Annotated in this window: 12 protein-coding genes and 1 tRNA gene; 9 read left to right on the top strand and 4 right to left on the bottom strand. The window is 38.4% G+C overall.

From position 1 onward, the window contains the following. Positions 1 to 361: 361 nt before the first annotated feature. Together atpC and atpD are read right to left on the bottom strand one after the other, a co-directional pair. Positions 362 to 607 (bottom strand): ATP synthase F1 subunit epsilon, encoded by a 246-nt coding sequence (atpC, locus tag OQX64_RS11995; RefSeq protein WP_029283968.1) that lies wholly within the window; start codon positions 605 to 607, stop codon positions 362 to 364. Positions 608 to 688: 81 nt separating this feature from the next. After that, entirely contained in the window at positions 689 to 2191 is a 1503-nt protein-coding gene (atpD, locus tag OQX64_RS11990) for a F0F1 ATP synthase subunit beta (RefSeq protein ID WP_088300253.1), read from the bottom strand. 160 nt (positions 2192 to 2351) lie between these two features. On the opposite strand from atpD, the gene OQX64_RS11985 reads away from it, so the two are divergent. From OQX64_RS11985 to obgE, 6 genes are all read left to right on the top strand, one after another. Beyond that, positions 2352 to 3260 carry an SDR family oxidoreductase gene (locus tag OQX64_RS11985; protein ID WP_265818937.1) on the top strand — a complete coding sequence of 303 codons (909 nt, stop codon included), beginning with the start codon at positions 2352 to 2354 and terminating at the stop codon, positions 3258 to 3260. 75 nt (positions 3261 to 3335) lie between these two features. Beyond that, the gene (locus OQX64_RS11980; RefSeq protein WP_265818936.1) at positions 3336 to 3800 is read left to right on the top strand and encodes a redoxin domain-containing protein; all 465 of its coding nucleotides are present in this window, start codon (positions 3336 to 3338) and stop codon (positions 3798 to 3800) included. Positions 3801 to 3899: 99 nt separating this feature from the next. Beyond that, positions 3900 to 3973 (top strand) — tRNA-Arg (locus tag OQX64_RS11975). A 263-nt stretch (positions 3974 to 4236) separates the two neighbouring features. After that, positions 4237 to 5580 (top strand): jacalin-like lectin, encoded by a 1344-nt coding sequence (locus OQX64_RS11970; protein WP_265818935.1) that lies wholly within the window; start codon positions 4237 to 4239, stop codon positions 5578 to 5580. A gap of 367 nt (positions 5581 to 5947) precedes the next feature. Beyond that, on the top strand, positions 5948 to 6517 hold the full coding sequence (locus OQX64_RS11965) for an adenylate kinase (RefSeq protein WP_088300249.1): 570 nt from the start codon (positions 5948 to 5950) through the stop codon (positions 6515 to 6517). A gap of 115 nt (positions 6518 to 6632) precedes the next feature. Then, positions 6633 to 7628 (top strand): GTPase ObgE, encoded by a 996-nt coding sequence (gene obgE, locus OQX64_RS11960; RefSeq protein ID WP_088300248.1) that lies wholly within the window; start codon positions 6633 to 6635, stop codon positions 7626 to 7628. Between the two features lie 78 nt (positions 7629 to 7706). Here the strand turns inward: obgE and OQX64_RS11955 are convergent, their stop codons facing one another. Further along, on the bottom strand, positions 7707 to 8447 hold the full coding sequence (locus OQX64_RS11955) for a YdcF family protein (RefSeq protein WP_265818934.1): 741 nt from the start codon (positions 8445 to 8447) through the stop codon (positions 7707 to 7709). Between the two features lie 54 nt (positions 8448 to 8501). Continuing rightward, positions 8502 to 8867, bottom strand: a complete 366-nt coding sequence (locus OQX64_RS11950) for a YtxH domain-containing protein (RefSeq protein WP_088300245.1) — start codon at positions 8865 to 8867, stop codon at positions 8502 to 8504. Between the two features lie 196 nt (positions 8868 to 9063). Here OQX64_RS11950 and OQX64_RS11945 point away from each other — a divergent pair, with 196 nt between their 5' ends. The 3 genes from OQX64_RS11945 (at position 9064) to OQX64_RS11935 (ending at position 13067) form a co-directional block, all read left to right on the top strand. Beyond that, a complete protein-coding gene (locus tag OQX64_RS11945) occupies positions 9064 to 9453 on the top strand; it encodes an OsmC family protein (RefSeq protein WP_265818933.1) in 390 nt (129 codons plus the stop codon). Positions 9454 to 9532: 79 nt separating this feature from the next. Beyond that, entirely contained in the window at positions 9533 to 10786 is a 1254-nt protein-coding gene (locus OQX64_RS11940) for a DUF2130 domain-containing protein (protein ID WP_265818932.1), read from the top strand. 124 nt (positions 10787 to 10910) lie between these two features. After that, a complete protein-coding gene (locus OQX64_RS11935; protein WP_265818931.1) occupies positions 10911 to 13067 on the top strand; it encodes a glycoside hydrolase family 97 protein in 2157 nt (718 codons plus the stop codon). Positions 13068 to 13140: the final 73 nt, after the last annotated feature.

Genomic DNA, 13140 nt, shown 5'->3' with positions numbered 1-13140 from the left:
AATATAATTCTTTAATAACTTGATAATTTGAAATATAATTCCATTTTTAATAAGAATTACTGATATACCACGGGTGATGGTAGACTAAATATCAAAACGGTATACAGTCTGTTTGTTATGCTTGCATTGCAATTTTTATGGTTTTCTTCTTAAAATGTGTTTTTAACTAAAGAAAATTGAAAATAAGAACAGTTTAAAAACTATATTTTTTAGGCGTTTTCAGGGAATGTAAATTTTAATATATTCAATTTTATCAGGCATTGCTTTAGTGTATTCAGTTTTAAAGAAAAAAGCCTTCCCGAAATTAATCGAAAAGGCTTTTCTTTGAGATGCTGAAATAAAATCAGCATGACGAATTTTATTATGCGATACCTTCTGCCAGAACGACAATTTTATTATGAATGGCTTCAACTACGCCTCCTTTAATAAAAAAACGTTGTTCATCAGTTTTACCTGCTTTTATAATAACTTCTCCATCTTCCAAAGTTGAGATGATCGGAGCATGGTCTTTTAAGATCTGAAAAGAACCTAAAGTACCAGGAACAGTAACTGCTGTTACTTCACCTTCGAATACTTTTTTATCTGGAGTTAATATTTCTAAATTCATTTTGAATAGATTTGAGATTTGAGACATGAGCTTTGAGACCAGGTCTCTCTCATATCTCCTATCTAGTGTCTCACGTCTCTCTTAGTTTGCTTCTGCTAATAATTTTTTACCTTTTTCGATGGCATCTTCAATGCTACCAACTAAGTTAAATGCAGCTTCAGGATACTCATCCACTTCACCATCCATAATCATGTTGAAACCTTTAATGGTATCTTTAATGTCAACCAATACACCTTTTAAGCCTGTAAATTGTTCAGCTACGTGGAAAGGTTGTGACAAGAAACGTTGAACACGACGTGCTCTTGATACGACTAATTTATCTTCTTCAGATAACTCATCCATACCTAAAATCGCGATGATATCCTGTAATTCTTTATAACGTTGTAAAGTTTCTTTCACACGTTGAGCCGTGTTGTAGTGCTCATCACCTAAAACAGCAGGAGAGAGGATACGTGAAGTAGAATCCAAAGGATCTACCGCAGGGTAAATACCTAGCTCAGCAATTTTACGTGAAAGTACCGTAGTGGCATCCAAGTGGGCAAATGTTGTTGCCGGTGCAGGGTCAGTTAAATCATCCGCAGGCACATATACCGCTTGTACTGATGTAATTGATCCGCGTTTAGTTGATGTAATACGCTCCTGCATTAAACCCATTTCAGTTGCCAATGTTGGTTGGTAACCTACTGCTGATGGCATACGACCTAATAAAGCTGAAACTTCAGAACCTGCCTGAGTGAAACGGAAGATGTTATCAACGAAGAAAAGGATATCTTTTCCGGCACCTTCGCCATCACCATCACGGAAATATTCTGCAACCGTTAATCCTGATAATGCTACACGTGCACGTGCACCAGGAGGCTCGTTCATCTGACCGAAAACCAATGTTGCTTTAGATTCTTTTAATTTTTCAGTGTCAACAGATTTCAAATCCCATCCACCTTTTTCCATAGAGTGTAAGAAATCATCACCGTAGTTGATTACGCCTGATTCAATGAACTCGCGAAGTAAATCGTTCCCTTCACGGGTACGCTCACCAACACCTGCGAATACTGATAAACCCGCATAAGCTTTAGCGATGTTATTTACCAGCTCCATAATCAATACGGTTTTACCTACACCTGCACCACCGAATAAACCAATTTTACCACCTTTAGCATAAGGCTCTAATAAATCGATTACTTTAATACCTGTAAAAAGTACTTCAGTTTCAGTAGATAAATCTTCGAACTTAGGAGGAGTAGCGTGAATAGGACGGCCACCAGTTTTATCAACAGCAGTAATACCATCAATGGCTTCTCCAACCACATTAAATAAACGGCCTTTAATCTGGTCGCCAACTGGCATTTGAATCGCTGAACCCGTATCAACCACACTCATTCCACGAACTAAACCATCAGTAGAGTCCATTGAGATTGCACGAACACGATCTTCACCTAAGTGCTGTTGAACTTCTAAAACAATTTTTTGTCCATTTTCTTTCGTTATCTCTAACGCATCAAAAATTTTAGGTAGATGGGCATCATCAGCAAAGCTAACGTCAACCACTGGGCCGATAATTTGTGCTATTTTTCCTAAGTTAGGCATATCTGTTGTGAGTAAATTTATTACAGTCAATGAATTAAAGCTGTTTACAAGGGCTCCAATTCGGTTGGCAAAGTTAAGTTATTATTAGTAAATTTTAAATATATATTAGAAATTTTTCTAACAGGGTTTTAATAGGTAATTTAGGGCTTTAAAAAATCGAATGAAAACCATTTTAGTCACCGGAAGCAATGGTCTTTTAGGCCAGAAAATAACGGAAAAAATTTTAAAGGAAGGAAGAGTAAAACTAATTGCAACTTCAAAGGGCGCAAACCGGTATCCTGCTGTTCGAGGTTATCAATATGTTGAAATGGATATTTTAGATTTTGATCAGGTGAAACAAATTCTAAAAATTCATCAACCTGACGCGGTTATTCATACTGCTGCAATGACGAATGTTGATACCAGTGAAGAAAATAAAGCTTTATGTGATCAGTTAAATGTTCAGGCTACTAAAAATCTGGTATCCATTTGTGAAGCATACCGTATTCATTTTATACATTTAAGTACTGATTTTATATTTGACGGGTCGGCCGGCCCTTACAGGGAGGAGGATGTACCCAGACCACTTAGTTATTATGGCGAAACTAAACTTAAAGCAGAAGATGCCGTTAAAGCATCGAAAGTAAGCTGGGCTATTTTGCGCACCATACTGGTTTACGGAATTAATTCTGATATGAGCAGAAGCAATATCGTGCTATGGGCAAAGAATGCATTAGAAAAAGGCCAGCCCATTCAGGTGGTTAACGACCAGTGGCGCACACCAACACTGGCAGAAGATTTAGCCGAGGCCTGTTTGCTGGCGGTAGAAAACAATGCGAAGGGCATATACCATATTTCAGGCAAAGATTACATGAGTATTGCAGATTTAGTAAAAAAAGTTGCCGATTATTGGATGCTGGATCAATTGTTGATTTCGCAGATCAGTTCTGAAAGCTTAAACCAAACAGCTAAACGCCCTGCTAAAACTGGTTTTATTTTGGATAAAGCGATGAATGATTTAAATTACCAACCGCATAGCTTTGAAGAAGGGTTGAAAATCTTAGACGAGCAGATGAAAAGAAATAATTAGTTCACTTGTCACTAGTTCATTAGGCAGGCAAGCTTAATAATAACAATAAAACATTTAACAATAAAACAATTAAATATGTCACTACAAGTAGGCGATCAGGCCCCGGATTTTAAATTATACAGCGCTGATTTAACAGAGGTTTCATTATCAGCTTTTAAAGGGAAAAAGGTCATCATTCATTTTTTCCCGATGGCTTTCACCGGAGTTTGTACAGAACAATTATGTGCCATGCGTGATAACTTTAGCTTTTATGAAGGTATTAATGCGCAGGTATTGGGTATTTCTGTAGATTCTCCATTTTCTTTAGCCAAGTTTAAAGAAGTGCAGGGTTATCAGTTTCCTTTATTGTCTGATTTTAATAAAGATGTATCAGAAGCATATAGTGCTTTTTATCCTGAATTTGCATTTGGTTTGAAAGGTGTTTCAAAAAGAGCAGCTTTTGTGGTAGATGAAGAAGGTAAGATCGCTTATGCTGAAGTTTTAGAGAATGCCGGAGAATTGCCTGATTTTAAAGCAATTGATGATGTTTTGAAGGCATAGTCAAAAAAATGGTGAATATAATTTGAGATTTTTTTAAAAATTAATTGGAAATTAAAATCTCAAATTATACCTTTGCAGTCCGTTAACGATACGGAAAATGCATTTGTAGCTCAATTGGATAGAGCATCTCACTACGGATGAGAAGGTTTGGGGTTCGAATCCCTACAAGTGCACAAAAGCGGCTGATGATCATCAGCCGCTTTTTTTATACCCCCCCCAAAAAAAAAATTGCCTATTCTCATAAAGTTGTTGGTTGCATAATGCCGCAAGAGCAGTGAAAAGTTTTCAGTTGATGAGCGGATTAATTTTGTAATGCAGAGTTAACTTCGAGCTAAAAGTGTGTTTACATATTTGATTAATAATTAATTATTTAATCTTAAGTATAAAAAACATCGCCATTCAAATGAAGTCATCTCAAAAATTAATTTGGCTTGCTATGTCAGCACTGCTTGCCTTAGCCAGCTGTAATAAACAGCAGGAGCAGCCTGTAGCTTTATCAGGTGCTAAATCCAAGCTATTCCTTGCCGGTAACCGGGTAATTACGTCCACAGGTGGTACATTTTCGGTATTAACTTATAATGTTGCGGGTTTGCCAGAAATAGCCTCCAGTGCACAAACACCCCGGGCAGCCAGTACTGCGTTAATAGGTAAAATGGCGAATGCCTATGATATTGTGCATGTACAGGAAGATTTTAACTACCATGCAGAATTATATGATAAAGGGAATGCCCACCCTTATCGTTCATCTACAAGTGGCGGAGTGCCTTTTGGAGATGGTTTAAATTCCCTGTCTTATTTTCCTATGACAGATTTTGCCCGGATTACCTGGAACAAACGCATTAATGAGAATGCACTTATTCCGAAGGGATTTACATATTGCCGTTACAGAATATCCGGTGGCGTGTATATAGATGTTTATAATATGCATACCAATGCGGAGTCTGATCAGGCTTCTATAGATGCACGTGCCGATAACCTATTGCAATTGAGTAATTATATTGCTGCCAATTCTAAAGGAAATGCTGTCATTGTAATGGGTGATTCTAACGGCAGGTATACCCGCGATAATAACCTGCATTTATTTCTGGATGTAAATGGAATGACTGATCCCTGGATTGAACTGATCCGTGGCGGTAATATTCCGGTATTGGGCAGTGCGGCTATTGTGTGCGATTTTCCTAATATCAGTAACACTTGTGAAATTGTAGATAAAATTTATTATCGCAGCAGCAAATTTATAAAGCTGCAGGCCTCTGGTTATAATGTGGTAAAAAGTTTTGTAAATGATGCCGGTCAGCAGTTATCAGACCATATGCCATTAACAACTAATTTTACCTATACGCTTCAGTCTGCTTTCGGAGCAAGTGATTTATTTGGAGGTCCGCATGGTAATCCATTTAATGATCTGGAAACCCTTACCTCAGCACATAACGCTAAAGTGTTTACCCTGCAAGGAGCCAATCGTGTTGATGGTATAGGAGTGACTTTTGCAAATGGAACCATTCTAAAACATGGTGGTAACGGTGGTACTGCACAATCACTTACCTTGCAGAACGGCGAAACTGTTACATCGGTAATGTTATGTTCAGGTGAATACTCAGGTCGCACACGAATATTTTACGTTAAACTTACCACCAGTTCAGGCCGAACACTGGCAGTTGGTACAGCAACTTCAAATGTAGTAACCTATACTGCTCCGACTGGTTATAAAATTACCGGTTTTTATGGTAATGCAGGTGATGAGATAGATAAATTAGGTGTTATTTACACTAAAAACTAATCCATATTAAACACAAGCATAAGCGGTTGCATCATTATCATGGTCAGCCGCTTATTGTTTTATATGCGTAAGATTTGCATTAAATTCGTCTGGATTTTTTACTTAAATGCACTGTTTTTTGAGAAACTATTCTAAAATGGTGGTGATATTTGGTTTATGTTAAATAATCTTCAGGATTATTCATGTAAATACTTCGAATTGAGTTTGCAGAACCTTGTTTTTTAAATAAATTCTGAATAATAAATGCCTTATAAATTAATAATTATATATTTGCAGCCTTGAAAGGCAACACTTTGTGTTTCGCTTTCTGATAGTATAGCCATAGGAATAAGGCTTTTTAATTTTAAAGATAACCTAAACCACGTTAATGCTTAATTTAGTTCTCTTTGGCCCTCCAGGGGCGGGTAAAGGCACCCAATCTGAAAAACTGATTGCAAAATATCAGTTGGTACATGTTTCAACAGGCGATCTTTTTAGGGCACACGTAAAAGGTGAAACAGAATTAGGAATAAAAGTAAGTCAATTGTTGGCAGATGGCGAATTGGTTCCGGATGCGATTACAATAGCGATGCTTGAAGAAGAAGTGGATAAAAATCCAGATGCAAAAGGATTTGTTTTTGATGGATTTCCACGTACTGTGCCACAAGCAAAAGAACTCGACTTATTTCTAGAGCGTAAAGGCAGTAAAATTGCTGGTGTTATTGCTTTAGATGTTGATCAGGTTGAATTAACCAAACGTATCGCCGAACGCCATAAGGTGAGTGGCAGACCTGATGACGATGCAGAAAAATTGAAAAAGCGGATTTCAGAATACTTTGATAAAACCATTCATGTATTACCTTATTATGAGGAGCAGGGAAAATTGAAAAAAGTAAATGGAATTGGTGATATAGAAAAAGTTTATAGTGATCTTTGCGCTGTAATTGATCAGTTCTAATATTAAAAAATTAAATAAATCTCATCCGCAAAAGATAATCAGTTATTTTTTGCGGATGTTTGTTTTTTAGCGATTTTGGTGATCTGAAATCGTAAATCTAAAATTGTAAAGCAATATGTCGCAGGGTTCGAATTTCGTGGATTATGTAAAAATTTGTTGCCGTTCGGGTAAGGGCGGGGCAGGTTCAGCACATTTGCATCGTGATATTTTAACATCAATGGGTGGTCCTGATGGTGGTGATGGTGGTCGTGGTGGCCATATCATCGTGGTCGGGAACAGCAACATCTGGACATTATTGCACCTCAAATACCGTAAACATATTATTGCCGAAGACGGACTGGCTGGCGGGAGTTCACATAAATTCGGTCGTCAGGGTAAAGATGAAATTCTGGAGGTTCCACTCGGAACCATTGCCAAAGATGCAGAAACCGGTGAGGTGCTTTTTGAGATCACCAAACATGGCGAAACAAAAATTTTAACTCCAGGTGGCCGTGGCGGTTTGGGAAATGCCCACTTTAAAAATGCTGTTCAGCAGACCCCCCGTTTCGCACAACCAGGTGAACAGGGAAAAGAAGTTTGGAATATTCTTGAACTAAAGGTTTTAGCTGATGTGGGTTTAGTTGGTTTCCCCAATGCAGGTAAATCTACTTTATTGTCTGTAGTTTCAGCAGCCAAACCAGAAATCGCCGATTATCCCTTTACGACTATCGTACCTAATCTCGGAATTGTAAGTTACCGTGGCGGAAAATCTTTCGTTATGGCTGATATTCCGGGAATTATAGAAGGCGCATCAAAAGGTAAAGGCTTAGGCTATCGCTTCCTGCGTCACATTGAACGTAATTCTGTGCTTTTATTCATGGTTCCGGCAGATACCAGCAGATCGATAAAGGAAGAATACGAGATTTTAAAACGTGAGCTTGAATCTTATAATCCTGAATTAATGCAGAAACCACATATTCTGGCCATTACAAAATCTGATATGCTGGATGATGAATTGGTTGCTGAAATGAAGCAGGATTTGCCAGGTATTCCATCCATATTTATCTCCTCTGTTGCGGAGAAAAACATACTGGAATTAAAAGATTTGCTCTGGAAAGCGATTGAAGGCTGAACCTTTTAACTAAATAGGGTCAACAGTATATTTTGCTTCATAATAACCTGGGCAGTTAAACTGGCTGACAATCAGGAGTTAAGCTCTTTTCCTGTCTACCAGGCAGCCTACCCATTCTTTTAATAATACATCCCAAATGGAAAATGCTGCTGCATCCGGAATGATAAAATCAGTCAGTTCGAACGCAGATTTTCCAATAAAATTTGTGGGGTAATAATCCAGTTTTTGCTTCGCAATTTTATCAAATATAATTCGTGATCTGGGGATATGCCAGGCGCTGGTAATCACCAGGATACTTGCATTTGGTTGTTTGCGGTGGATCATGTCAATACTCCGCTGCGCATTTTCTACTGTATTCCTGCTCAAATTTTCAACCCATATGGAAGAGTCGGGGATTCCGATTTGTCTTAAAAAATTATAGGTCAGATCAGACTCTTTGGTTGTGGTGTCTAATAAATTTGCACTGCCTCCACTTAGCAAGATTTTTTTGAGATTTCCCGCTTTTAAAAGTTTAACTGCCTGAAATAACCTGTCGCTGCTAGGCCCAAAAGCGATGTCGTGTGTCCTTAAGTTAAAGGATGAATAACCGCCTAAAACGATACCAATATCATGATGATTGCGTAACGGATAGCTGGATTCGTATGCATGTGCAACCTGCCCTGCAATAAAGTTATTAGAAAAGAATAACAGTGATAATATTGCGGCGATTAACAGTTGCTTTTTTCTTCGTTTAGACAATAATGCAACCAACAGTAGGATAGAAATCCATACTATTGGCCGGAGAAGAAATAAAAAAACTTTAGAAAAAATAAAAATCATAGTCAGGCAATTACACCTTAAAACTATGATTTTTATTTTGATCTAACTGGTTGGTTAGCCTTGTCCTTCCTGAACCTGAACATTTTCATGTGCGTTGTCCATCAATTCCCTGATGTCGGATTTTGGTTTCTTCTCCACCTTATGCTTAAAATGAGGTATTTCATGTTCTACAATGTCTTCTTCAATGGCTTCAACTCCAAATACTTTTTCTTTCAATAAATTATATTTATCCTGAAAGCCATAACGCAGGTTTTTTGCGCCACCGGCAATTTTATCTCTTGTTCCGGCTCCGCTATCAGGTGCAAATAAAATGCTTACAATTGCTCCTGCTGCCAAACCTGCAACCAATGCCAATGCAACCTGGCTGTTGTTATTTGATTTGTGGTCTAAATATTTTCCGATTAATTTTCTGTACTTCATCTGTTTATGTTTTAGGTATAGATTATATGATGGAACCCGGTATTAAAAATAAGCCAATTGTGCTTATAAAATGTTAATGACCTCGGATTCATTACGATGCGTTTTTAAAAGGAACAATCGCTAAAGTATAATGTTTCAATAAATCTAAATCAGCTGCAGATGCGCAAAAGATTTGGTAAGTTTAAGCTTAACATAAATGCAGAAAATGGTAAAGGCAACAATAAACAGGGAACATTATGCTTGTTCGGTTACAAATGGTTCACACGATATTATAGTGGATGAACCCTTCGACTTGGGTGGAACAAATAAGGGGTTTGCACCAAAGGGATTATTAATGGCATCATTGGCTTCGTGTGTGGCCATTACCTTAAGGATGTATGCCGACCGGAAAGAATGGCCTGTTGATAAAATAGAAGTGGAGGTAAATGTTGATACGGAGAATGGTGAAACGGTATTCTTCGAAGAAATAACCTGTACCGGGGAGTTAACTGATGAACAAAAAAGCCGTTTGGAAGATATCGCAGCCAAATGCCCGGTGAGTAAAATGCTGACTGTTGGACATGAGGTCAGATCAAAGGTGCTTTAAAAGGTGCAAAACTCATTTACACATTCCTGAAAAGCTTTAATATCTTTGTATCACTCAGTTTTATCTGGAGTAAATAATTATGGCTACTGAAATTAAATGTCCGAATTGTGCCCATGTTTTTCCGATGGAAGAAGCCATGGCCGAAGATTATAAGAAAGAGCTGCGTGAAAAAATGGTCACTTTTACCCGGCAAAAGGATGAGGAATTTCAGCGGAAGCTTGCCGCAATGGAGCATGATAAGCAACTTCAGCAAAAAGCTTTTGAATTAAAGTTGGCTGAAGAAAAAACCAAATTAAAAGATGATTTGGAAGGCAATCTGCGTAAAAGTATTGCTGCGGATTTTGAAACCAAATTACAGATGCTGGAAGGTAATGCGAAGGATAATGAGGAAAAATTGAAACTAGCCCGCGAAAAGGAGCTGGAATTTTTACGCCGTGAGCAAAGTTTGAAGGTAAAGGAAGAGGAGATGGAGCTGGCCTTTCAACGTAAAGTGCAGGAGCAGCGCAATGAACTTGTAGAACAGATCCGTAAGCAGGAGGCAGAAAAAAACAGCATTAAAGATACCGAACACCAGTTGCGTTTAAGAGAGCTGGAAAAACAGCTTGATGATCAGAAAAAACTGGCTGAAGAAATGAAGCGTAAAGCCGAGCAAGGCAGTATGCAGTTGCAGGGTGAAGTGCAGGAACTGATTCTGGAAGAACTGTTGCGCAGCAATTTTCCTTTCGATTTAATTGAAGAAGTAGGTAAAGGCGTTCGTGGGGCAGATTGTGTGCAGGTGGTGCGCAACCAGTTTGGGCAGGAATGCGGCAAAATTATCTATGAAAGTAAGCGTACTAAAGATTTTGGTGGCGACTGGATTGAAAAATTAAAAAAAGACATGCGGAGTATGGGCGTTGATGTGGCGGTGATTGTCAGTCAGTGTTATCCAAAAGGCATGAGCAGTTTCGGTCAGCGCGATGGGGTATGGATCTGTTCTTTTGAAGAGGTAAATGCTGTGGCTTATGTGCTGCGCGATGGAATTTTGCGTTTGTCAACTGCCATTAAATCACAGGAAAACCGGGGTGATAAAATGCACATGCTTTATGATTATCTCACGGGTACAGAATTTTCAGAGCAATGGAAAGCCATTCGCGAAGGTTTTATGAGTATGAAACTTTCCATTCAGCGCGAACGGGATGCTATGGAGCGTTTATGGAAAGCCCGTGAGAAGCAGCTTGAAAAAGTATTGTTGAACGCTACGCATATCCGAGGCTCCATTGAAGGCATTGCGGGTAATGACAGTATTCAGTTGAGTTTAACAGATGACGATGATGAAACGTTGTTGCTGGATTAAAATGATCACAGATATGATGTCAGAAAATAAAATAGCTATCAGTAATACAGTCTTATGTTTTCTTAAATGCCTGAAATCTGCATCCCTTTGGATAAGAAAATGGCATCTGGTTCAAACAAAAAGAATGATAAACAAAATATATACAGTGAATAAGAACAAAAAAAATAAAGCGCTCAACCGCTCAGAATTTCTGGCATTTATTTGCATTTTGCTATTTTCCGGGAACGTTTCCGGACAGGAACTAAAATCGCCGGATGCCAACTTAACCGCACATTTTTCTTTAACTGAAGGTGGTGTGCCCACATACAGTTTAAAATATAAAGGTAAGAATGTCATTAAAACCAGTAAGCTGGGTTTGGAGCTGAAGGATGGTAAAAACTTAACGAATGGTTTTACCATCACCGATACGAAAACAAGTACCTTCAATGAAACATGGAAGCCTGTTTGGGGTGAAGTGAAAGAAATAACCAATCATTATAATGAGTTAGCGCTAACCCTTACTCAAAAGGAAACCAACAGATATATGATGATTCGTTTAAGGTTGTTTAATGATGGTTTAGGTTTCAGGTATGAATTTCCAGAGCAGAAAAATCTTGACTATTTCGTCATTAAAGAAGAAAAAACACAATTTGCATTGGCTGGCGATCATAAAGCTTTTTGGTTGCCGGGGGATTATGACACACAAGAGTATAGCACGGTGACTTCAAATTTATCAGAAGTTCGTGGTAAAATGAAAGCTGCGGTAACACCAAATGCATCGCAAACTACCTTTTCGCCAACAGGATTGCAAACCCCTTTAATGATGAAGAGCAAGGGTGGTTTATACATTAATATTCACGAAGCTGCGCTCATCAATTATTCATTGATGTCGTTAAATCTTGATGATCAAAGCATGGTTTTAGAATCATGGTTAACACCCGATGCCATTGGCGATAAAGGCTACATGCAGGCGCCATGTGTATCACCGTGGAGAACCATCATTGTAAGCGATCAAGCCGGAGATATCCTCACTTCAAAATTAACCTACAACCTGAATGAGCCTACCAAATTCAAAGATGTATCCTGGATTAAACCAACCAAATATGTTGGGGTTTGGTGGGAAATGATCACGGGCAAAAGCACCTGGGCTTACAACAATTTAACTAGCGTACAATTGGGCGTAACTGATTATTCGAAAACTCAGCCAAATGGCAAACATGCTGCAAATACGGCGCACGTAAAAGAATATATCGATTTCGCGGCTAAAAACGGTTTAGATGCTGTATTGGTTGAAGGCTGGAATGAAGGTTGGGAAGACTGGTTTGGCAAAACCAAAGATTACGTTTTCGATTTCGTTACACCTTATCCTGATTTTGATGTGAAAGAATTACATCGTTATGCGGCAAGTAAAGGTATCAAAATGATCATGCACCATGAAACTTCCTCATCAGTTCGTAACTACGAAAGACATTTGGATACCGCTTATAAATTTATGAAAGCCAATGGTTATGATGCGGTAAAAAGTGGTTATGTAGGTAATATGATTCCACGTGGCGAACATCACTACGGACAATGGTTAAACAATCATTATTTATATGCCATTCAAAAAGCGGCGGAATATAAAATTATGGTTAATGCGCATGAAGCGGTCCGTCCGACAGGTTTGGCCCGTACTTATCCCAATCTGATTGGAAATGAATCTGCCCGGGGAACGGAATATGAGGCTTTTGGTGGTAATAATGCCGATCATACCACTATATTACCTTTCACGCGTTTAATTGGCGGTCCGATGGATTATACACCCGGTATTTTTGAAACCAAAGTGAGTGCTTATAACCCAGAAAACAATTCATTTGTACACAGCACACTTGCCCGTCAGCTGGCGCTTTACGTAACAATGTATAGCCCGTTGCAAATGGCTGCAGATTTACCGGAAACCTATAATAAGTATATGGATGCTTTCCAGTTTATTAAAGATGTGGCAGTGGATTGGGATGATACCAAAGTTTTAGAGGCAGAACCTGGCGATTACATTACTTTCGCCCGTAAGGCAAAAGGTAAAAATAACTGGTTTGTCGGTCGTACAAATGATGAAATCGCCCGCACTTCAAAAATCAATTTTGCCTTTTTAGATGCAGGAAAAAAATATATAGCAACCATTTATGCTGATGCGAAGGATGCACATTACGAAAAAAAACCTAAAGCCTACACTATTCGTAAAATGGAAGTAACCAATAAAACGAAGTTAACGCAATATTGTGCACCGGGTGGTGGCTATGCGATCAGTATTATGGCAAAATAAGTTTTGTATTTAATGGCCGGGAAGACTGAGTTTTATTGCAAATGATATAAAGTTTTTCTTTTTCATTAAGTCG

Source organism: Pedobacter sp. GR22-10 (assembly GCF_026239715.1).
Classification (GTDB): Bacteria; Bacteroidota; Bacteroidia; order Sphingobacteriales; family Sphingobacteriaceae; genus Pedobacter.
Note: the sequence above shows the minus strand (reverse complement) of the source record. Positions and strands in the feature narration are given on the sequence as shown.